The following is a 21,398-nucleotide window of genomic DNA, read 5'->3' as shown; positions in this document are numbered from 1 at the left end:
TGCGCGTCACAATCTTTGTCACAAGGTGCCAAACTCCGACCGCGCATTTGAGCTCCGCGCGCCGTGCAGCACCGTCGAATTGGCAGTACTTGCAATGCAAAAGGCCGCTCACCCCTAGGGGCGAGCGGCCATCTGCCTACAAAGCTGGTTCGAGCTACCGATTACACGACGAGCGAGTGAGCACGCTGCCCAACACAACTCCGGCCAACGCGATGCCCGCGCCCGCCGCGGCGGCGATCAGCGCACCCTTGACCGACTGCACTGCAGCGGGAGCGCTCGCAGCGCCGGACTGTCCGCCTGCCGCGGCGACCGGAAGCGCGATGGAGCCACCGGTTGCGCCGGCGGGGGAGGCCTCGGCCGGTGCGGCCGCCTCGGGCACCCCGTTGGCGATGACGCCGTCGAGTCCGTTGAAGAACACCCCGGCCATCTTCTTGGCGACACCGGTGATCATGCGCTGCCCGACGCCGCCGACCATTCCGCCGACCACGGCATCGGCGTCGTAGCTGAGCAGCGTGCCGCCGCTCTCGGTCTGCTCGAGCTTGATGGTGACATCGGCGCGCACGGTGCCCGGCGCGCCCGCTCCGGAGGCGGTCATGACGAACGACTCGGGCCGATTCTGTTGCGAGAGGAGCACTTCACCGTCGTACGTGCCCTTGATCGCTGCGACCCCGGCCGTGATGGAGAGTTTGTAATGGTCGTCGGTCAACTGCTCGAGCGATTGCACTCCGGGAATGGTTGCGGCCAGTACCCGGCCGTCCTGCATGCTGTCGTACACCTCGGCGGGAGGTGCGGCCAGCGTGGCGGTGCCTGCGATTCTCATGAAATCTCCTTGGATGTCTGGGCGACCGCATGGGTCAGCCGCAGCTCGTACAGGTCGGACGGGGATATGGGCATGGAGGTGATCGGGAAGCCTTCGGCGTCCTCGACCGCTGCCGCGATGACGGCAGTGGTGGGAATGACGCCGGCTTCACCGGCACCCTTCATTCCCAGTGGGTTGAGTCCGGACGGGGTGACGGTGTGATCCATCTCGATCGACTCGGGAACTTCGGTGACGAACGGCATGAGGAAATCCATGAACGAGGCGTTGAGCAACTGCCCGTGCTCGTCGTAGACGATCTTCTCGTACAGCGCGCCGCCGATACCCTGGGCGACACCGCCGTGGATCTGACCCTCGACGATCCGAGGGTTGATGACGTTGCCGCAGTCGTGCACCACGGCGTAGCGCTCGACGTGTATTTCGGCTGTCACCGGGTCGGTTTCGACAATCGCTGCGTGGATGCCCGACGCGAACGTCGAGCGCGGGGGAGAGTAGTACCCGGTCGCTTCGAGTCCCGGCTGTTCGCCCTCCGGCACCGGCGGGATCGTCATGTCGGTGTCCATCTTCGCGAAGCCTGTCGCCTGCCTCGACTCCTTGTCGAAGGCGTACCGCAGCGGATTGGACAGCACGGCTACAACTCCGAGCGAGATCGACGTGCCCTCGGCTCCGGGTTCGGTGCCGATCTTGCTCACGTAACCCCCGCGCAGTTCCAGCTCGACGGGGTCGAGATCGAGTGCACGCCCGGCGATGATCTTCGCCTTCTCGGCCACCATCTGCGCGGCCACGTGGAATGCCGATCCCGACATGACTGCACCACGAGAGGCGAACGTTCCGACGGCATAACCGAATCGACGCGTGTCACCGGTGGTGATCTCGATATCGGCAATCGACACACCCAGGTCGTCGGCGACGATCTGGGCAAACGTTGTCTGATGACCCTGCCCCTGTGTGGTCAGGCCTGTCGCGCCCTTGATCTTTCCCGAGTTCTCGATCAGGACATGCGCGCCCTCGTACGGTCCGGGGCCGGTGCCTTCCACATACGCGCCGACGCCGATGCCGACGGTGCGGCCCTCGGCGGCGGCCTGCTTCTTGTACGCGGGGAAGCCGTCCCAGTCGATGAGCGCCTTGAGCTTGTCGATACCGGCCTGGTAGTCGCCGGTGTCGTAGATCAACGGGCGACCGTCCTGGAACATCAGGCCGAAGTCGTAGGGCATCTCCTCGGGCCTGATGAGATTCTTCTCCCGTACCTGTAACCGGTCCTTGCCGAGATACTGGGCGATGGCGTCCATCGATCGTTCCATGGCGAAGACGCCCTGCGGACGGCCGGCACCACGATAGGGAATGACGATCACGGTGTTGGTGTACACCGAGTATCCGTTGCACCGGAACGAGACCGGCTTGTACGGCCCGAGCACCTGCGTCGCGGTGTTGATCAGCACGATGATGCCGTACGGCAGGTAGGCGCCGTTGTCGTGCCAGACGGTGAAGTCGAACGCCAGTAGCCGGCCTTCGTCGTCGAACCCCAGCGTGACCTCTTGAACCTGCGCGCGTTCGTGGGCGCTCGAGATGAAGTGCTCACGACGGTCTTCGACCCATTTGACCTCGTTGGAGATGCCGGCTCGGCCCAACTGCCGCGCGGCCCACGTCACCATGACCTCCTCGGGCCACGGGTGCATGATCTTCACGCCGAAACCGCCGCCGACGTCCGGGGCGATGCAGTGAATCTTGTTCATTGCCATGCCGAGCCGCGCTGCGACGGCCGCGCGCACCGAGGTGGAGGTCTGCGTCGACGACCAGAAGGTCAGCGTTTCCTCGTCGCTGTCCCACCGCGCATAGACACCCTTGCCCTCCAAGGGCATTGCCGCCGAACGCTCCACGTCGAGGTTCAGCGTGATTCGGTGCGGTGCCGTCGCCAATTCGCGGTCGATGTCCCCGAAGCTGTGCTGAAGATGGGCAGCCACGTTGTCGGGTACATCGTCGTGTACGTGCCGAGTCGCGGTGCGAGCGGTCTCGATTCCTACGACCGGATCGAGAATGTCGTAGGTGACCTCGATGGCGGCGCAGGCATCTTCGGCCACGTAGCGACTCTGCGCGATGACCATGACGATGGCCTCGCCGACGTGGTTGACCTTGTCCTTGGCCAGTGGAAATCCGTTGCGCGGGGCGACGATTGCCGGGTGCGGAATCAGCAGTGGTAGGCCTTCGGCCATCTCGGGTGAGTCCGCTTCGAGATCGTCGTAGGTGTAGACCGCGTGCACTCCCTGCATGGCGAGCGCGGCGTCGATGTCGATCCCGGTGATCCGCGCGTGTGCGTGCGGTGAGCGAACGAAGGCGGCGATCAGCGCTCCGTGTCCGAGGTCGTCGAGATACTTGCCCTTGCCACTCAGCAACCGTGTGTCCTCGGACCGCGAGAGTGGTTGGCCGAAGAGCGGGGCAGTGTTGGTCGGGGTGTGTGGTGGGGCCGTGCGGGTGGTGCTCATGCTCGGCCCATCCGTCCGCCGACGGGACTGGTGGTTCCCCGTACTTTCCGATCCAGTGCCGCTCGGCTCGACTCGTCGTCCGGCCCGAGTGGAAACTCGCCTGCGCGTTCACGCTTGATCTCGGCGGCACGCAGCACCGAGGCCTTGATGTTCTGGTAGCCCGTGCATCGGCAGATGTTGCCGGCGATGGCCTCGGTTGCGTCTTCCTGCGTCGGCGAGTCGTTCTCTTCGAGGAAGGCGGCGATGGTGGTGACGAATCCTGGTGTGCAGAAGCCGCATTGCAGACCGTGGCAGTCCTTGAACGCCTGCTGCACGGGGTGCAGGGTGCCGTCCGGCTCCACCAAGCCCTCCACCGTGGTGACACTCTGGCCTTCGAGGCTGGCGGCCAGCATCAGGCAGGCCCGCACTGGCTTACCGTCGAGCAGAACGGTGCAGGCACCGCACACCCCGTGCTCGCACCCTACGTGGGTACCGGTCTGGCGAAGATTGTGGCGGATGGCATCGGATGCGATCGTCCGGGCGGGAACGACGATCGTTTGTTTCGTCGAGTTGAGCGTGAACGTCACCTGTACGTGTTGCTCGCCGGTCTCGGTCATCAGATCGTCGAGCTGTTGTTCGATATCTGTTGTCGTCATTACTGGTTCACTCCGGAATCGACGTGCAGTGCTGCCTTGTGCGTGGTCATCGAGGATGCGCCGTCGACTGCGGCGGCCATCACCACCCGTGCTGTCAGCGCTGCGACGAGTTGAGATCTGTAGGCGGCTGTGGCGTGAATATCGGGCTCGGTCTCGATGCGATGGCGAGCAGCTTCGGACAGTGCGTTCCACTTCGGATCACGCGCGTCGGATATGCACGCCCCAGCGATGACGTCCGTGAAATCGGTGACTTCACCGAACTCGCCCGCGGAAACATAGGTGACCTGGGCGCTGCGTACCTCGCCGCCCTCGCTCACCTCGGCGCGGGCGACAACCCCGACGAGTGCGTAATCACCTTGTCTACGGGCGATTTCGTCGATGGCCGTGCCCACTCCGGGCCGGGCCGCAGGAACGGTCGCCGCGATGGCGATCTCGTCGGTCTCGAGCGAGGACTCCAGGGGCCCTAGAAAAAGATCCTGCGCCGTGATCTCGCGACGTCCCCGCACGGACTGGACCGTCACCGAACCGTCGAGCAGACGGATGACGGCAGGCATCTCGGCCGACGGGTCGGCGTGAACGATGGATCCGACGGTGGTTCCACGGTTCCTGATGGTCGGGTGCGCCACCAACTGCAGTGCCCGTCCGAGCAGCGGCTGCGTCCGAGCAGCAGCGCGGTTCGAGGCCACGGAGGCGTGCGTGGCGAGCGCTGCGAAGGTGACACCCGACTGCGCCGAGGCGGTGATCTCGTCGAGTCCGGCGATGCCGGTGATGTCGATCAGGTTGCCGGGGGCCGCCAGCCGCATCGAGAGCATCGGGATCAGTGACTGTCCGCCCGCCAGGACCTTGCCGTCGACGCCCGCGAGGATCTGGCACGCCTCCTCGATCGACCGAGGTCGATGGTATTTCAGTGGCGAAGGTTTCATATCCCGATCCTGCCTGCCTGTGCCGATAAGTGTTTCGTCAAGAGGTGACAAACGTCACGCCTCAGTGTGGCAATCGCTCGTTACCGCAATGGTTCTAGGGGCCCCACCTCGGTCGTGCCTCCACGGGTGGCAGATCGACGGGTGGGTGAGTGGTCGATCGGTGTTCTCATGTGCGCGGGAGCGATGCGTGCACACAGGTGGTAGAGCCCGATGACGATGATGGTGCCCAACGAGATACCGCTCAGCGAGAACGAATCGCTGAAGACGAGCGAGGTGTCTCCGATGGCGATGATGAGGCCTGCCGCGACGGGCATCATGTTGAGCGGGTTACCGAAATCGACGCCGTTCTCGCGCCAGATCTTGGCCCCCAGTAGACCGATCATTCCGTAGAGCACGACGGTGATGCCTCCGAGTACGCCGCCCGGTGTGGCCGAGATCAAGGCACCGAACTTGGGTGAGAAGCCCAGGATCACTGCGATGATTCCGGCGGCGGTGTAGGCGGCCGTCGAGTAGACCTTGGTGGCGGCCATGACACCGATGTTCTCGGCGTAGGTCGTCGTCGGCGAGCCACCGACCCCGCTGGACAGGGCGGTCGCGATGCCGTCGGCAGCCAGTGCGCGTCCCATCATCGGGTCCAGATCGTCACCGGTCATTTCGGCCACGGCCTTGACGTGCCCGGCGTTCTCGGCGATCAGTGCAATGACACCGGGGAGCACGAGAATGATGAAGGCCAGGCTGAACGACGGTGCATGGATGCCCACGATGCCGTTCGCTTCGTCGGTGAACGGGGGCAGACCGAACCACTGCGACGATTCGACGCCCGACCAATTGACCCGGAAGTGCTCGGTCACCTCACCGGCCGTGGCGTCGTAGGACGTGATGGGGCCGGATACGAGATCGAGAATCCACGACAGCAGGTATCCGAAGACCAGAGACAACAGAATTGCGATGCGTCCCAGGAATCCGCGTAGCGCAACACTCATGACGATCAGGACGAACATCACTGCGAGAGCGACCCATTGATCCTGGGGCCAATACGTGCTGGCGACAACGGGGGCCAAGTTGAAGCCGATCAACATGACCACCGCACCGGTGACGACCGGAGGCAGCACTTTGACCACCACGCCGCCGCCCATGAAGTGAATGGCGAGGCCGGCGAGTGCGAGCACCACACCGGACACCAGGATGGCTCCGGTGACCTCGGCCGAGGTGCCGCCTTGCGCACGAATGGCGGCGACGCCACCGACGAAGACAGCGGAAGTACCCAGGTAGCTGGGGATTCGGCCCTTGACCATGAGCAGGAACAGGATGGTGCAGAACCCCGACATGAGAATGGCCAGTTGAGGATTGAGGCCCATGATGATGGGGAAGACGAACGTGGCTCCGAACATCGAGACGACGTGTTGACCGCCGAGACTGATGGTGCGGCCCCAGTTCAATCGCTCGTTGGGGGCGACCACGTCACCTGGTAATACGTTCTTTCCGTCTCCGTGAATCTTCCAGATCGGCATTTCGAGCCTTCCTCCAACGTACCGAACCGAGGGGGTTCGTGGGGCGTGTAAAGTGTTGTGGTGCAACGCTACTGCGGTATCGTGCGGTCGATATGGGCGCAATCTGCCAAGCGCTCGATGGCCCAGCCGTCACATCTGGTGGTCGGCGGCGCGCATCGCCATGATCTTGAGCGCGAGGGAAAGATCGAGCCGTAGATCGGCGTGATCGGTGAACGGGCCCAGAATCTTTTCGAGCTTCGTGATGCGGTATCGGAGAGTGTTGTAGTGGAAATGCAGTGCGCGAGCAGTTTCCGCGATATTGATGTTCGTGGCCAGCAACATCTCCAGGGTCTTGCGCATGTCCTGCGCTTCGGCGCTGTGACCCGCAAGATCGTGCAAGGTTTCCCGCGCGAACGATTCGAGCTCGTCCTCGTTGTCCACCAGGCTCAACAATCGAAAGACGCCGAGCTCGTCGAAGGTAGTGACGGTCCAGTCGCCGCCGATCCGCCGGCCGACTTTCACTGCTGTGCGGGCCTGGCCGTACGTTGCCGGAATGTCTTCCACTGCAGTGCAGGGCCGTGAGATGCCGACGGTGAAGGGCTGTCGACCGCCACCGCCGTCGCCGTGAACTCGCTCGACGATCTCGTGTACGTCCGACACTGTAGTGGGCCCACTACCCATGATGATGACGGTTTCGGTGCCGAGTGCAGCAATCGCAGCAGACGAATCACGTTGCGCCAGTGCGCTCGAGAACGCGGCCATCTGCCGATCGACGAGCGGCCTTCGGGTGGGCGACGGGTCGTCGCGACGAGGTATCGGTTCGATCGCGACCACGACGACGGGTCTGCCGATGTCCCAACCGAACCGACGGGCATGAGCGACCGCGTGGGCATGTTCACCGCCTCGGCCCAGCAGGAGATCGCGGAGGAAATTGGAACGGTGTTTCTCCTCGACCGCCGATAGAGCGAGATCGCGAGTAACGACCATCGCCAACACCCCTGCGGCCGCGTCCGCGGTGAGAAGGTCCGATTCCGTCAAGGTGCGAGTCGACGAGAACAGGACGATACGTCCGTGGTCGATTCCGTTGGCCGTGACGGCGCATACGGCAATCGAACTGTGCTGTTGTGACCGGAGACCGAGGCCGCCGTCGATGGAATCGGTGCGAAGTCTTCCCGTAGCATCGAATGCGATGCCGGTGCGAAGTGCTCGAAGTTCGTCGTCACTTCCGGCGGAAGAGAGTTCTCGTCCATCCACCGTCGTGATGGACACTGCCACGTCGCATTCGACCGCAGTCGCGAAGGCCAATTGAGCCACCCCACCGCCCGCGAGCGTGATGTCGGTCAGTGAACGACGCAGACGATCCGACCGAAATTTCGCTCGCGCCTGAGCTTTTGCACTGTCGCGAAGGCCTACGGTGAGCTCGTGACCAGGGTTGGGCTCACCGAAAATCTGAAGTAGCGGTAGGCCCAGCTCGTCGGCACACACGCCGACGCACTCGGGAACGGCAAGGTCGTCGTCCGCCCGCACAAGAATTCCGGCGACGCCGAGGGAATGCGCGCGTGCCAACAGCGATGCCGTCGGCTCCGTCAGATGTGCGAGAGCCTCGCTCGTCGTCGACAGTAGGTCGCCGGGCCTGATCCAGAACCGGATGCCGGCGGGGTCGTCGACGTGGTTGATTCTGCGTACCGGTCGTCCGAGGCCGGCATGACCGGCGAGAACAGTTGCGTGCGCCAACAGGTTCGAGTCCAGGACCGTCTCTACGGTGTGCGGTGCCTCGGTGATCGCCGAGCGTTGCTCGTCCCGCAGTGTCAGCACCGGACAGCCGACCGTGTGCTTGGCCGATTCTCGTTTTCGGACAGCATCTCTCGGTGAATCGGTCCGGTGAGGTCACGCAACTCGAGCCCGGTGGCCCGGCGTGAGACCTTCAAGATTTCGGCGACGATGGACACCGCGGTTTCCGCGGGAGTGCTCGCGCCGACATCGAGTCCGATAGGGGAGTGCAATCGTTCCAGCTCGGTCTCGCTCACCCCACGCTCGCCGAGGAGTTCGATGCGGCGGCGGTGAGTGGACCTGCTGCCCAACGCGCCTACGTACGCAGCACGGCTGCGTAGCGCTCGCTCGAGGAGGGGAATGTCGAACTTCTCGTCGTGCGTGAGCACTGCGATGACTGTTCGCTCGTCGACCGGCGCAGATTCGAGAAACGTGTGCGGCCATGCGACGACGACGTCGACTGCCTCGGGAAAGCGGGCCGGGGTAGCGAATACGGCGCGGGCGTCGACGACGGTGACGGCGTAGCCGGCGAACGAGCCGAGGTGGCACAGAGCGGCCGCAAAGTCGATGGCACCGAAGACATACATCCTCGGCGGCGGGCCGAAGACCTCCGCCATGATCGACCGCTCGCTGTCATCGGACAGGTGAATGTCCAGACCCGATTCGCCGCGGTGCAATTGATCGCGAACGAACGGCCCCAGCGGCGATCCATCGGAGTGCGTGTCGGCGAGTGAGCCCGCATCCACGGTGAGGTCCGATCCGAGAACTGCGTACCGCGTCGGTGCCCCGGCGCTCAGCTCGGTCAGGACGGCCACCGGCTCGCCCGCAGCGATGCGGCCGGCCACTTCCCGAAGAGAATCGCAGGCGTCGCGGTCGACGAGCCGAACGAACACCTCGATGGTGCCGCCGCAGGTGAGGCCGACGCCGATGGCGTCGTCGTCCGCCACACGGTAGGTCTCACTCCGGGCGCAGCCGTCGGCGAGAACGTCGTTGGAAAGTTCGTACAGGGCACCTTCGATACAACCACCGGAGACACTGCCGATCACCTGCCCGGATGCCGATACTGCCATCGCTGCCCCGGCCGGACGGGGTGAGGACTGCCAGGTTCGCACAACGGTGGCGAGGGCGAACGGCTCACGCTCGAGCAGCCATGGGGCGAGATCGTCGAGAATGTCACGCATGCCGCCGCCTTCCTACTGGATGAGTGATACCCATCACGCTAGTGGCCGGTGCTGCATCGACCTGAAACATAACTCGACCAAATCCGGGGCCGCTCGTTGTAAGAAGTCGCCGTCGCGGTCCGCGTGGACTAGCCCAGAGCGGCGGCGACGGCGAGCGCGTGGTGTTCGTGCCACGGCCGGGCGATGATCTGGACACCGATCGGCAGGCTGCTCTTCGAGGTGGCAACGGGAACCACCACCGACGGCAGACCGAGGATGCTGATCGCTCGACTGCTGGCCAACGCCTGCGACCACGACAATGCGGTGCCGTCGACATCGAAGCTCGTCTGTCCGAGCGGTGGGGCGAGGATCGACGCGACCGGGAGTATCAGGACATCGCCCATCTCGGACAGCAACCGATGCTGCAGTTCGGCGCGGTGAGCCCACAGTGCCTCGACGTCCCTCGTCGACGTCGGTCGGACCGCGGAGAGGATCGCTGTGACGTTGGCGCTGAATTCGGCGGGCCCGTATTGCTCGATGTCGGTTTGAGTCTCGCAGGCGCGCATTCGCGTGAACAGGTCGTCGGCCTCGCGCAGCGCAGTGCCCTCGTAGGGCGTCACCGACCTGACGGACGAGGCGGCGAGTAGGGCGGCCGCTTCGGTGGCGGCGCGAATTTCCGTATCGACCGGAACAGTTCCCTCTCCTGCCGCCCAACGGATATCGAGATCGCGGGTGTTCACCTCTGCCGGGTCGATCCACCGGTACTGCGGCGACGAGAGCACCTTCAGCACCACGCTCACGTCGTCGAGGGTGCGTGCCATCGGTCCGACGGTCTGAACCGCACCGTGCATGGTGGCCGGGTTGGTCAGCACCCGGTGATCGCTCACGACACCGGGGTATTGCCCATCGGGGTCGATTCGCCCCGGCGTAGGCCTGATCGAGAACAGGCCCGTGCAGTGCGCGGGCCAGCGAACCGAGCCGCCGAAGTCGGTACCCAGTCCCACCACACTCATGCCCGATGCTATCGACGCTGCTTCGCCGCCGCTGCTGCCCCCCGGCGAAAGTGTTGTTCCCGCAGGAGAAAGCGGGTTGACGGTGTAACCGAAGATGTCGTTGTGCGTGAGACCGCTGGCACCGAACTCGGGGGTATTGGTCTTCCCCATCAGCACTGCACCTTCCGCGCGCATCCGAGCGACGGCCGGTGCATCGATGCGAGGGACGTTGTTCGCCAGGGCGAACGAGCCCGCCGTGGTACGAACACCAGCGGTAGCAATCAGATCCTTGACCGTGAACGGCACTCCGGCAAGTGCTCCGACCGGTTCGCCGCGGGCCACGCGAGCGTCGATCTCGTCTGCTTCGCGTCTCGCCGATTCGGCTGCCAGCGTGACGATCGCGTTCAGATCGGCGTTGGTGCGGGCGATGTGGTCGAGGTGTTGCTCGATCACCTCGCGGGCCGAGAGGCTACCGGATCTCACCGATGCGGCGAGCGTGCGAGCATCGGAACCGATCGAATGTCCCTCGAGCACTTGATATCTCCTTGTCGTACGTCACAGGCCCTTCATCTCCGCAACGCGCAGTGCGAGCGCCACATCCAGGCGCAGAATGGGATCGGTGGTGAAGGGGCCGACGATGGACTCCAGCTTGCCGATTCGGTAGCGGAGGGTGTTGTAGTGAAAGTGCAGCACGCGTGCTGTTTCGGCGACATTGCAGTTGGTATCCAACAGTGCCTGCAGCGTCTGGCGCAGATCGAGAGCATCGGCATCGTCGCCTGCGAGTGAGCCCAACACTTCGCTCGCGAACGCCTGCAACTCCGCGGCATCGGTCACCAGGGACAGCAGGCGGTGCACACCCAGGCTGTCGAAATGTGCCACCGACCCGTTACCGCTCATGCGCCGGCCGACCATGACGGCCTTGCGCGCTTGATCGTAGGCGCGCGGAATATCGGCGACGGAGTCGATGACTCGGCTGACCCCTGCGCCGAACGAATTGCGGCCACCACCCTTGTCGCCGGCCACGGACGCGATCAGATCATCGACCACCTCGTGCTCGGTACCCGGTTCGGCCGGCATGAGGGTGACGACCTCGTTGCTGAATCCGACGACGGGTGCCCGTCGATCGCGGCGGCGCACCACCTGTTGCCAGGCTGCGGTGAGCCGCTCCTGGGGTAGTCGTCCCGATACCGCAGGCTTCACCGAATTACTCACGGCCGCTTCGGCAATCTCGTCCAATTGAGCGACGATGACGACCATGCGTCGATTCACGTCCCAGTCGAGTTGCGCGCAGTACTCGATGATCTGATCGGGGGACTCGGTAGCGCCGTTGAGAACGTCACGCAGAAAGTCACCGCGGAACTTCGATTCCACGGCCGAGACTGCAAGCTTCTTGATGACCGCCAACGCGACCACTGTGGCCGCACGCTCGAGCGACTGCATGGTGACCGGTCCGAGGCGTTGCGCCTCGGCCACGGCAACGATGAGGCCGTGGTCGGTGCCGCCGGCGATGATCGGTGCCACCGCGATGCGGTGCGTGTCGTCACCCGGTACCGGCTGCAGGCCTTCGTGCAGGCGCTCGGTGAGCAGCCTGCCGGAAGGATCGAACAGCGGCATCTCCTCGAGCGCAGCAAGATCGGCATCGGCGCCGGCCGTGGCCTGCACCCTGCCATCGGGCGTACAGATGAGTACCGATGCCTCGAAGAGTGTGGCCACCTCGTCGGCGATCTGAGGTAGGTCTCCGCCCTCGAGCACGATCGAGGTGAGTGCTCGATGCATTCGGTCGGCGATGTCCAGTGCCCACGCCTGCCGATCGACGAGGTGGGTGAACACCTCGGAGATGACCTCGTCGAATCCCACGTCGCGGCGAATGAGGAAGAGGGGAAGGTCGAGTCGATCGGCCGCCTCGATCATCGCGGCCGGCACGTCCCCGAAGTACCGGCCCTCCTTGACTCCCAGCGCTGCCGCGCCGCGCTCGGCCAAACCTTCGACGAGCTCCACAAGGGCACCGGCACCGAACGGTCGACCCGAATCAGCATGTCGCAGAGGGAAACCCGTTGTCAGCAGCAGCTCGTTCTGCTTGACCCAGGGCAAGATGTCGGGAACCTCGATGACGTTGACGCGTCGTACGACATTCGCCAGACCGCGCTCGCCGGCGACGAGGGTGGACTCCGCGAGACTGGGTAGCGCGAGAAGTTCAGCGACAGTGAGGGCATAGCTCGCTGACGAGGGGAAGTCTCGTGTTCGTGGACGAAGTTCACCGACCATGTCATCCATTGTTCAACCGTACGTTGCCGTCCGTTCGCCTGTGGTGGGGGATCAGCGGACCTGCAGGGCAGGTGGGACGATGCGCTCCACCCAGCGGGTGGCCTGCTCGTACGCGTACGCGAGTTGCAGGACCGAACGATCGGCGCCGTGCCTGCCGATGATCTGCACCCCCATCGGCAGGCCGCGGTCGTCGACACCGACCGGTACGGCCGCGATCGGAACACCGGCCATCGTCCACGGCACCACCGTCTCCATCCACCGGTGGTAGGTGTCCATCGAACGCCCCGCGATGGACTGCGGCCAGTGCTGTTCCTTGTCGAACGGGAACACCTGGGCGCTGGGTGCGAGAACGAAGTCGTAGGTCTCGAACAGCGTGTTCAGTGCAGCGTTCCAATCGTTGCGCTTCTGCGCTGCCGCGGTGATGTCGAGAGCGCTCAGTGAGACGGCATGTTCCATCTCCCAGACCATTTCGGGCTTCATCAGTGCTCGCGTTCGAGGATCCGTGTAGAGGTCGGCCATCCCGAGCTGAGCCCACCAACGCCATGTCAGGAACGAATCCCAAATGTGGGCCGGGTCGTAGTCGGGCAGAGCCGCATCGACCTCACAACCGAGATCGGCGAAGATGGGGAACGAGGATTCGCACAGGTCGAGTACGCCGGGTTCGGTTGCCAGATAACCGTTCCAGTCACCCACCCAGGCGATCCGGGCGCCCCGAAAGCTGCGTTCGAGGGTGCGCGTGAAAATTTCCGGGTCCTCGTCGATTGCGAGTGGAGCGTTGGCATCCGGTCCGGCCATCGTGGAGAGCAGGTGAGCAACGTCGGTGACCGATCGTCCCATCGGGCCGGCCACTGCGCCTTGGGCGATGAAACCAGGCTCGGGGATTCGTCCCCAGGACGGCCGGAAACCGACGACGTTGTTGAAGGCCGCCGGGTTACGGAGCGAACCCATGTAGTCGGTGCCGTCAGCCACGGGCAGCATGCGCAGCGCGAGTGCCGCCGCCGCACCTCCGCTGCTGCCGCCTGCGGTGCGCGAGGTGTCGTACGGGGACACCGTGGTGCCGTACACGGGGTTGTACGTCTGGGACCCGTAGCCGAATTCAGGTGTGTTGGTCTTGCCGATGATGATGGCTCCGGCGCTTCTGATCCGAGCGACGAAGAGGTCGTCCGCCTCGGCGATCCGATCCGCGAAAATGGCCGATCCCGACGTGAACGGCAGGCCCTTCACCGCCGAAAGATCCTTCACCGCATGCGGAAAACCGTGCATCCACCCGAGGTACTGCCCCTGCGCCAGCTGGTCGTCACGCTCCCGCGCCTCGGCGAGCAACTCCTCACGGTCACGCAGGGCCACGATGGCGTTGACGGTGGGATTGTGGATCTCGATGTGGTCCAGGTACGCCGTCATGGTCTCGACACAGGACACCTCCCGACGCTTGATCTTTCCGCTGAGTTCGAGTGCGTCGAACATCAGAAGTTCGGTAGCGGGTCCGGCGGTGGTTGCCATGGGAGTTCCTTCGTTCGAGATCCGCAGTCTGGGGATTCACACTGGTGCGAGAGCGAATGCCGCGCGGCTCCGATGGAAATCGGTTCCGCGCGGCCTTCGTTCGGTAGTCGAGCTCTGCGCTATCCGAGGTCGACGATCGCAGCGACGGGTCCGCCGCCTTCGGGTCCCTGATGTGCGGCCGAGACCGACACGAACACTGCCGGGTCGCCCGTCACCGCGGCCGTGACTCCGCCGACGCACGCCTTGATCTGGCGGTGCCAATGCACGTCGGAATCGTCCAGCATCGCGTTACGGCGGCCACGAACCGTACCGTCCTGGCTCGCTTCACATTTGAGGAATACGTTGACCAGCTTGCCGTCGAGGTCTGCGGTGCGCGGACGCTCGGGAAGTTCGAGGCCGGCGTCCTTGATGGCATCCCAGATGCCGTCCTGATCGAGCGCATCCTTCATGACACTGTGGCCGATGCGGTATCGACCGCCGATTCCGCGCGTGTTTCCCACGACTACGATCTGCGCACGGTCGAGCTCCACGCCCGAGGAGCACGACGCGACAGACGAATACAGTTCGCGACTGTGCATGACATCCTCGTCCGTCGGCATGTCGATCTCGCCGAGGGCAACAGCGATACCGAGAGCGGTTCCGCCGTTCGAGAGGTCCATCGACTCGTGCGTCTGCTCGGTCCAGACGGTCTTGCCGCGGCTCTTGGCATCGCGAATGGTGTGAATCGTCAGCAGCGGTGTCTTGGTCTGCACGTAGTGCACGTCGGCCGGATCGGTGATTCCTGCTTTGGCCATGGCATCTTTCACTGCCGCAGCAACCTTGGTGATCATGGCGGTGCGACCGATGTCCTCGGGCATGAGCTGCTCGCTCATCGCGACGCCGACCGTCAGACGAGGCTCGTCGGACTGCACGGCCTTGTCGGCCGGCACGGTGGCGAAGATCGTCGCGTGCGGGCTGATGACGCCGTCGGTTCCGCCGGACCACACGATCGGTACCTCGCCGACGTCGTGGGCGCTCCGGGTTCCTTTCTCGGACAACACCTCACGGAAGGCGCGGTCGGCGATGATGCGGGTGTAGTCGTTGACGCCACCGTTGCCTTCGGTCTTGCCGATGACCGCGATGACACGGTCGGCGTCGAGCACCCCGTCTTCGATGAGCTTCGCCAGCTCGCTGGCGTCGGACACGTTGTGGAGTGGGACCTTGCGGACCTCGATTGCATCGGGCACTGAAATCTCCTTCATCGCGGACTGTGAGTACGGCAGAGTCGGCCGGCGTGGGCGCGGCGGTGCTCTTGCCCCTCGAACGTTATCGACCGGTCGAGGTGGGATGCACTGGCAAGCTTTGCCCAATCAGTGCTTCTTTTTGGTGATCGGACATCCCCAGGTAGCGGTAACGCTGCAGGCGTCGGGCCACCAAATCGCTTGGATCGGCGGCGAGCAGCTTTGCCAATTCGTGTTCGAGCACGGTGCCGAGGCGGGAGAGGAACTCCGCAGGTTCATCGGAGGCGTCCGGGCGTTCGGCAACGATCCGATCGATGACGCCGTTGCGGAGCAGGTCGATACTGCGCACGCCCTGCTCCTCGGCCATCTCCGCAGCGCGGTCGGTGGTGTGGAACTTGATCGCCGATGCACCTTCCGGTGGCAGCGGCGAGAGCCAGCCGTGCTGCGCGCACAGCACGCGGTCGGCCGGGAGCAATGCGAGGGCACCGCCGCCTGCGCCTTGGCCCAGCAGCAGGCAGATCGTGGGTGCCTGCAGCGTCGTGAGTTCGACCAGGCACCTGGCTATTTCACCCGCCAGGCCGCCCTCCTCGGCTTCTTTGCTCAACGCGGCACCAGCGGTGTCGATGACGGTGACGAGGGGCAGTTGCAGTTCCTCGGCCAGTCGCATACCGCGGCGCGCTTCGCGCAACCCTGCCGGACCCAACGGTTGATCGGCGAAGGTGCGATCCTGACCGAGCACGACGCACGCCGACCGGCCGAATTTGGCCAACGCGAGAAACAGTCCAGGCTCGATTTCACCGGCTCCGGTGCCTTGCAGTGGCGTGACTGTATTCGCTGCCGATCGCACGAGTCGGCGCACCCCTGGCCGTTCCGGCCGTCGTGATCGTTGGATGGATTCCCACGCAGGGACGTCGTCGAGGTGTTCCAACGGAACGTTCGGAACGGGGGGAGGTGGCTCATGCGGTGCACACAGCACGGCGAGGGCCGCGATCGCCACCTCACGCAATTTCTCGGGCGGCACAACAGCGTCGACAAGGCCTCTGGCCGCGAGGTTTTCAGCGGTTTGCACGCCCGAGGGGAATTTCGTTCCGTAGAGAGCCTCGTACACGCGCGGTCCGAGAAACCCGAGGAGTGCGCCCGGTTCGGCCGCGGTCACGTGTCCGAGGGAGCCCCACGAGGCCAGCGCTCCACCGGTGGTGGGATGACGGAGATAGACGGCGTAGGCGAGGCCCGCCGACTTGTGTGCCGCAATTGCCGCCGAGATCTTCACCATCTGCAGAAACGCGACGGTGCCCTCCTGCATGCGTGTTCCACCCGAGGTGGGCACTGCCAGCAGCGGGAGCTTCTGAGCAGTGGCCTTCTCGACGGCCTGCACCAGTCGTTCCGCTGCCGCAGTTCCGATGGATCCGGCGAGAAAGCCGAACTCGCACATGACAAGTGCCACGCGCCGGCCGGCGAGTGTCGCTTCACCGGTCAGGACCGCCTCGTCGCAGCCGGTCGTTGCCCGCGCCGCTGCCAGTTCGTCGAGGTAGCTCTGTTGTGGAGGCCCGTGGACCCCGATCGGGGGTAACGGTTCGCCGTCCCAGCGAACGAAACTGCCGTCGTCGACGACCATGTCGACGAGCTCGAGCGCGCTGAGCCGTGCGGGCGCGCCGGTGCGGGTCATCGCGCTGTCTCCAACCACGCGCGGATGGAGTCCCCGTGTTGGTCGAGGGTGGGCGGGGCTGCATGCGTTGTGCGCATAGCGGTGCCTTCGCAGTCGTCGTCCATGCGTAGGGGAGGGCCGGGCAGAGTGATCGTGCCCAGAGCCGAATGGTCGACGTCGATCATCAGTCCTTGCGATCGGGTCTGTTCCCAGGTGTACACCTCCTCGAGATCACGGACGCGACCGGCGGGAATGCCCAGTTCGCTCAGCAGCCCGAGCAATTTGTCGGTGGGCCAATCCGCGAAGGCGGCTTCGACAGCAGCGATCACCGCGTCCCGATCGGCGACGCGTTGCGGATTGGTCGCCCACTCCGTGCGGTCCAATCCGAAATGGGGTGCGAAGCGTTGCCACAATCCTTCACTGCCGACGGCGATCTGTACGAGTCCCTCGGCCGAGTGGAACAGTCCGTACGGACAGATCGACGGGTGATGCCCGCCGGTGGGACGCGGTACCTCGCCGGCCACCGTGTAGCGGGTTCCTTGGAATGCATGCACCCCGACGATTGACGCCAACAGGCTGGTCCGCACGACTCGTCCACGGCCGGTGGTGTTGCGTTCGTGCAGCGCTGCAACCACGCCGTAAGCACCGTTCATGCCTGCGAGCAGATCGCCGATGGGGACGCCGACCCGAGTGGGTTCGTCACGGGAAGGACCGGTCAACGACATCAATCCCGCTTCGCCCTGGGCGATTTGATCGTAACCGGGTCGAGTGCCTTCGGGGCCGTCGTGTCCGAAGCCGGTGATCGACAGAATGACCAAACGTGGATTCAGCCGATGCAGGGCGTCCATGCTGTATCCGAGGCGGTCGAGAACGCCGGGGCGGAAATTTTCGACGAGTACGTCCGCCCGCTCGATCAGGGCGGTGAGCGTGGCGCGGCCATCGACGGCCTTGAGGTCGAGAGCGATGGATTCCTTGTTGCGATTGCAGGAGAGGAAGTACGTGGAGTGTCGATCGCCGTCTTCGTCGGCGACGAACGGCGGACCCCAACTCCTGGTGTCGTCTCCGCCGGTCGGTGACTCGACCTTGATCACTCGCGCACCGAGGTCACCGAGCATCATCGCCGCTTGGGGTCCGGCGAGCGCGCGTGAAAGATCGACGACGAGGCAGTCGGAGAGGGGGCCGACGGTCATCGGACTGCCCTGCACGAGTCGATGAGATGTGGGTCGGCGGCGAGCCCGAAGGAAATGCAGCGAGGGGTCATGCGTCCGAGTCAACGTGCCCGTCGCTACCGAGTCGTTGGCAAATGTTGCCGACGCTGACAGATCGGTTTCGGACCTCGGTGAGCGCGTGTCGATCGATGACGCAGCAGGTGGACGAACTGTCGATCGACAGCCCATAATCACCGACCATGGACACACAGGTAGTCGACCATCCCTTGACCGCAGCACTTTTGACGACCATGCGCGATGTGCACAGCGACAACGCCACCTTCAGATCTGCGCTGCGCCAGCTGACTCACACGTTGGTCTACGAAGCGTTGCGTGATGCGCGAGTGGTGGAGTTCGATGTCGAGACTCCGGTTGCCCACACCACCGGGGTTCGGCTCGCACACCCACCTCTGCTCGTGCCGGTGTTGCGCGCGGGACTCGGGATGGTCGAACAGGCGAGCTCGCTGATTCCGCAGTCGGGCGTCGGGTTCATCGGTATGGCGCGCGACGAGCAGACGCTCGAACCGGTGCCGTATCTGGAGTCTCTGCCCGCCGACCTGTCCGGTACCCCGGTCTTCGTGCTCGATCCGATGGTGGCAACCGGTGGTTCGATGACCCGGACGATCGATCTGCTGGTTGCGCGCGGAGCAACCGATGTGGTCGTCGTGTGCGTGGTCGTGACCCCCGAAGGTATTGCTGCTCTGGAGAAGTCAGGCCATCCCGTCAGGGTCGTCACCGCTGCCATCGACGATGAGCTCGACGATCGGGGCATCGTCGTGCCTGGTCTCGGTGACGCGGGTGACCGTCAGTTCGGACCTCGCTGAACGGACCTCGTCACCGTCCGCCGTACTTCGAGGTGATGCGACTCTCCAACCACTGCAGGGCAATCGTGGGCGGCAGTGCCATCACCAGGATCAACACAACCGTGCCCATGATGTTCTCCATGCGCACCAGGCTGACGTTGCGGAGCAGTTCGTATCCGATGCCGCTGGAGGACGAGAACATCTCGGCAAGAAGCAGTCCCAGGAACGCCAAGCCGAAGGTCATCCGCATACCCGTCGCCAATGCTGGGAGGACTGCAGGAATCACGATCTGACGGATCAACCTGGGCCAGCTCACCTGCAGTGACGCTGCCATCTTCAGGTGAATTCTCTGGACCGACGCGGTGGCTTCGACAGCGACGAGGAACATCGGGATGAAGGCTGCGTAGAAGGAGAATCCGAATCGGCTCAGTGCGCCGATACCGAGGAACGACAGGAAGATCGGATACAGCACAATTTTTGGGATGCTGTTGATCGAGTAGACGATCGGGGCGATGGTTCGGGTCCAGAACGGACTCAGTCCCAGCGTCAGGCCCAGCAGCGAACCGACGACGGTACTGGCCAGGAACGCAAGCACGAGAATGCGTAGGGAGTCGCCGACATTGGCGCGGAAGTCCGCCTTGCCCAGGTCCTCGACGAGTGAGGCCATGGCCTCGGCAGGCGTCGGGAAGATGAGACTGTCGACCAGAACAGCTGCGACCCACCAGATCAGCACCGCGACGACGGCCACGACCAGAGGAGGGAGGAACCGTCGGGCGTTGGTGCGGCCCGCGGATGAGGTCACCTTCGGGGGAATTGTTGGGGCGGTGGCCACTCTGTCCAAGGTGCTGCTCATCAGCGGCGCCTCCAATCGAATCGGTTGAGCGCGAGAGAGATCAGCGAGGTCGAGAGCAAAGCGATCAGCGCCACGATGAGGATGCCGGCGTACATGTCGGCGATGTCGAACCCGTCGTAGGCGATGGAGATGAAGTGGCCCAGGCCTTGAGTCGAGAGGATGAACTCACTGGCCAACACTGAGATCACGGCGTACGAGAGCCCCAGCTTGAGTCCGGTCACGATGCTCGGCAACGCATACGGAAGCAGAACCGATCGGAAGTACTGCCACCGCGTGAGCATCAGTGTGGTGCCGAGTTTGGTGACGATCGGGGAGACCGCATTGAAGCCGGTACGCGCATTCAACGCCACGACACCGAAGGCGAAGATGGTGGACAGGATGGCGATCGGAGCCACACCGGCACCGAAGAGCACCACCATGATGGGGTAGAGCGCAAACGTCGGGACGGCGTAGTAGACGTTCAGATAAGGCTGAAACGCTCTGTCCCACAACTCGTACCGCCACAGAACGTACGCGGCGGCTACGCCGAGGACGGAACTGAGCACAAACGCTAGAAGGATGATGCCCAGCGTTCGGCCCAGCTCGTCGATCAGAAACTCCGGGTCGGTCAGCAGACTCAGCGAAGTCGAGATCATGTCGGTCACCGGAACAATATCCAGCGGTGAGGCGAAGAACCGTGCCGAGATGTCGATGGCCACCAGTGCCGCGACGAGGATGAGCAACGTCCATCCCCATGCGGGGAGACCGAGTTGTTTGGAGGGGGCCGGCCGGATGTATCCGGGAACCACGGAGGCGCGCGTGCTCTCGCGCGTGGGGGCACTCATGGTTCGATGCTCATCGTCTTCTTGGCCTCGTCCCGCAGCCGCGACCAAATACGTTCGTGCAGAGCCACAGCCTCAGGACTGGCCAGTACGTCCTCGGATCGCGGTCGCGGGAGGTCGATGTCCACCTCGTCGATGAATCTGCCGGGCCGCGCACTCATCACCAGCACCCGATCGGAGAGCAGTACCGCTTCCTGGATGCTGTGGGTGATGAACAGGACTCCGCACGTGAGCTTTTCGACGATCTTGAGTAGCTCGTAGGACATGACCAGTCGCGTCTGCTCGTCGAGTGCACCGAACGGCTCGTCCGCGAGAATCAGATCGGGCTCCATGGACAGGCAGCGCGCGATGGCCACACGCTGGCGCATACCGCCGGACAACTGGGTGGGGTAGTGGTCGCCGAACTTGCTCAGCCCCACGGTGTTCAGCAGCTCGTCGGCGCGGGACCGACGTTCCTTCTTCCCGACACCCCGGACTTCGAGAGCGAACGCGACGTTGTCGCGGACTGTCCGCCAGGGCAGCGTCGCCGATTCCTGAAAAATCACTGCAGTCTTGGATCGAGGGCCGGTCAGCGGTTGGCCGTCGACATACACGGTGCCGCCGTCGTGATCCTGTAGACCGGCGAACACTTCGAGCAGAGTGGACTTGCCGCAGCCACTGGGGCCGACGACGGAGACGAATTCGCCTCGGCCGATTGACAAGTCGATCTCGTGGAGGGCGGTCACATCACCGAAGCGTCGCGACACCGACGAGGCGACGGCGATGGCGGAGGTGGTGTCGGGGCGGGGTCGAGTCGCTGCTTGGGTCACGTCGCTA

The 21,398-nt window shown here is 64.3% G+C and carries 17 protein-coding genes; 1 reads left to right on the top strand and 16 read right to left on the bottom strand.

Annotated features, from left to right (window positions below; all coding sequences use genetic code 11):
- Positions 1-154: 154 nt before the first annotated feature.
- The 13 genes from CH302_RS04295 to CH302_RS04235 all read right to left on the bottom strand — a co-directional run bounded on the left by CH302_RS04295 (position 155) and on the right by CH302_RS04235 (position 18,087).
- Positions 155-820 (bottom strand): SRPBCC family protein, encoded by a 666-nt coding sequence (locus CH302_RS04295; protein ID WP_037190894.1) that lies wholly within the window; start codon positions 818-820, stop codon positions 155-157.
- Positions 817-3,297 (bottom strand): aerobic carbon-monoxide dehydrogenase large subunit, encoded by a 2,481-nt coding sequence (cutA, locus tag CH302_RS04290; RefSeq protein WP_052047691.1) that lies wholly within the window; start codon positions 3,295-3,297, stop codon positions 817-819. Before cutA ends, CH302_RS04295 begins: the two co-directional genes overlap by 4 nt.
- Positions 3,294-3,932 carry a (2Fe-2S)-binding protein gene (locus tag CH302_RS04285; protein ID WP_037190896.1) on the bottom strand — a complete coding sequence of 213 codons (639 nt, stop codon included), beginning with the start codon at positions 3,930-3,932 and terminating at the stop codon, positions 3,294-3,296. Before CH302_RS04285 ends, cutA begins: the two co-directional genes overlap by 4 nt.
- Positions 3,932-4,855 carry an FAD binding domain-containing protein gene (locus CH302_RS04280; RefSeq protein ID WP_037190899.1) on the bottom strand — a complete coding sequence of 308 codons (924 nt, stop codon included), beginning with the start codon at positions 4,853-4,855 and terminating at the stop codon, positions 3,932-3,934. The genes CH302_RS04285 and CH302_RS04280 overlap by 1 nt, the downstream gene beginning before the upstream one ends.
- Positions 4,856-4,935: 80 nt before the next feature.
- Complete coding sequence (locus tag CH302_RS04275) at positions 4,936-6,366, bottom strand: uracil-xanthine permease family protein (RefSeq protein ID WP_037190901.1); 1,431 nt, start codon at positions 6,364-6,366, stop codon at positions 4,936-4,938.
- 129 nt (positions 6,367-6,495) lie between these two features.
- Entirely contained in the window at positions 6,496-8,157 is a 1,662-nt protein-coding gene (locus CH302_RS04270) for a helix-turn-helix domain-containing protein (protein WP_441347072.1), read from the bottom strand.
- Entirely contained in the window at positions 8,154-9,296 is a 1,143-nt protein-coding gene (locus CH302_RS04265; RefSeq protein ID WP_037190903.1) for an XdhC family protein, read from the bottom strand. The genes CH302_RS04270 and CH302_RS04265 overlap by 4 nt, the downstream gene beginning before the upstream one ends.
- Before the next feature lie 128 nt (positions 9,297-9,424).
- Positions 9,425-10,801, bottom strand: a complete 1,377-nt coding sequence (locus tag CH302_RS04260; RefSeq protein WP_037190904.1) for an amidase — start codon at positions 10,799-10,801, stop codon at positions 9,425-9,427.
- Between the two features lie 21 nt (positions 10,802-10,822).
- Positions 10,823-12,541, bottom strand: coding sequence for a PucR family transcriptional regulator (locus CH302_RS04255; RefSeq protein WP_037190906.1), 1,719 nt, complete (start codon positions 12,539-12,541; stop codon positions 10,823-10,825).
- Positions 12,542-12,583: 42 nt separating this feature from the next.
- The gene (locus CH302_RS04250; RefSeq protein WP_037190908.1) at positions 12,584-14,032 is read right to left on the bottom strand and encodes an amidase; all 1,449 of its coding nucleotides are present in this window, start codon (positions 14,030-14,032) and stop codon (positions 12,584-12,586) included.
- Positions 14,033-14,151: 119 nt separating this feature from the next.
- Positions 14,152-15,258, bottom strand: coding sequence for a ring-opening amidohydrolase (locus CH302_RS04245; protein WP_037191164.1), 1,107 nt, complete (start codon positions 15,256-15,258; stop codon positions 14,152-14,154).
- A 79-nt stretch (positions 15,259-15,337) separates the two neighbouring features.
- A complete protein-coding gene (locus CH302_RS04240; protein WP_037191167.1) occupies positions 15,338-16,918 on the bottom strand; it encodes a carboxyl transferase domain-containing protein in 1,581 nt (526 codons plus the stop codon).
- A complete protein-coding gene (locus tag CH302_RS04235) occupies positions 16,915-18,087 on the bottom strand; it encodes a CaiB/BaiF CoA transferase family protein (RefSeq protein WP_037190909.1) in 1,173 nt (390 codons plus the stop codon). The genes CH302_RS04240 and CH302_RS04235 overlap by 4 nt, the downstream gene beginning before the upstream one ends.
- 218 nt (positions 18,088-18,305) lie before the next feature.
- Between CH302_RS04235 and upp the strand changes: the two genes are divergently transcribed.
- Complete coding sequence (gene upp / locus CH302_RS04230) at positions 18,306-18,929, top strand: uracil phosphoribosyltransferase (protein ID WP_037190910.1); 624 nt, start codon at positions 18,306-18,308, stop codon at positions 18,927-18,929.
- A 10-nt stretch (positions 18,930-18,939) separates the two neighbouring features.
- On the opposite strand, the gene CH302_RS04225 is transcribed toward upp, so the two are convergent.
- The 3 genes from CH302_RS04225 to CH302_RS04215 are packed head-to-tail and all read right to left on the bottom strand — an operon-like array spanning position 18,940 to position 21,391.
- Positions 18,940-19,761, bottom strand: coding sequence for an ABC transporter permease (locus tag CH302_RS04225; RefSeq protein ID WP_037190911.1), 822 nt, complete (start codon positions 19,759-19,761; stop codon positions 18,940-18,942).
- A complete protein-coding gene (locus CH302_RS04220) occupies positions 19,761-20,585 on the bottom strand; it encodes an ABC transporter permease (RefSeq protein ID WP_037190912.1) in 825 nt (274 codons plus the stop codon). Before CH302_RS04220 ends, CH302_RS04225 begins: the two co-directional genes overlap by 1 nt.
- The gene (locus CH302_RS04215) at positions 20,582-21,391 is read right to left on the bottom strand and encodes an ABC transporter ATP-binding protein (protein ID WP_037191170.1); all 810 of its coding nucleotides are present in this window, start codon (positions 21,389-21,391) and stop codon (positions 20,582-20,584) included. The genes CH302_RS04220 and CH302_RS04215 overlap by 4 nt, the downstream gene beginning before the upstream one ends.
- Positions 21,392-21,398 lie beyond the last annotated feature (7 nt).

Origin of the sequence: Rhodococcus sp. 15-2388-1-1a (genome assembly GCF_002259145.1) — a bacterium.
Taxonomy (GTDB): Bacteria; Actinomycetota; Actinomycetes; order Mycobacteriales; family Mycobacteriaceae; genus Rhodococcoides.
The sequence above is the reverse complement of the archived record's forward strand: the minus strand, read 5'-3'. Positions and strand labels throughout refer to the sequence as shown.

Excerpts from the sequence above, each read along its gene's own strand:
- CH302_RS04295 (WP_037190894.1), bottom strand. The coding sequence starts at position 820 with ATGAGAATCGCAGGCACCGCCACGCTGGCCGCACCTCCCGCCGAGGTG.
- cutA (WP_052047691.1), bottom strand. The coding sequence starts at position 3,297 with ATGAGCACCACCCGCACGGCCCCACCACACACCCCGACCAACACTGCC.
- CH302_RS04285 (WP_037190896.1), bottom strand. The coding sequence starts at position 3,932 with ATGACGACAACAGATATCGAACAACAGCTCGACGATCTGATGACCGAG.
- CH302_RS04280 (WP_037190899.1), bottom strand. The coding sequence starts at position 4,855 with ATGAAACCTTCGCCACTGAAATACCATCGACCTCGGTCGATCGAGGAG.
- CH302_RS04275 (WP_037190901.1), bottom strand. The coding sequence starts at position 6,366 with ATGCCGATCTGGAAGATTCACGGAGACGGAAAGAACGTATTACCAGGT.
- CH302_RS04265 (WP_037190903.1), bottom strand. The coding sequence starts at position 9,296 with ATGCGTGACATTCTCGACGATCTCGCCCCATGGCTGCTCGAGCGTGAG.
- CH302_RS04255 (WP_037190906.1), bottom strand. The coding sequence starts at position 12,541 with ATGGATGACATGGTCGGTGAACTTCGTCCACGAACACGAGACTTCCCC.
- CH302_RS04250 (WP_037190908.1), bottom strand. The coding sequence starts at position 14,032 with ATGGCAACCACCGCCGGACCCGCTACCGAACTTCTGATGTTCGACGCA.
- CH302_RS04240 (WP_037191167.1), bottom strand. The coding sequence starts at position 16,918 with ATGACCCGCACCGGCGCGCCCGCACGGCTCAGCGCGCTCGAGCTCGTC.
- CH302_RS04235 (WP_037190909.1), bottom strand. The coding sequence starts at position 18,087 with ATGACCGTCGGCCCCCTCTCCGACTGCCTCGTCGTCGATCTTTCACGC.
- upp (WP_037190910.1), top strand. The coding sequence starts at position 18,306 with ATGGACACACAGGTAGTCGACCATCCCTTGACCGCAGCACTTTTGACG.
- CH302_RS04225 (WP_037190911.1), bottom strand. The coding sequence starts at position 19,761 with ATGAGCAGCACCTTGGACAGAGTGGCCACCGCCCCAACAATTCCCCCG.
- CH302_RS04220 (WP_037190912.1), bottom strand. The coding sequence starts at position 20,585 with ATGAGTGCCCCCACGCGCGAGAGCACGCGCGCCTCCGTGGTTCCCGGA.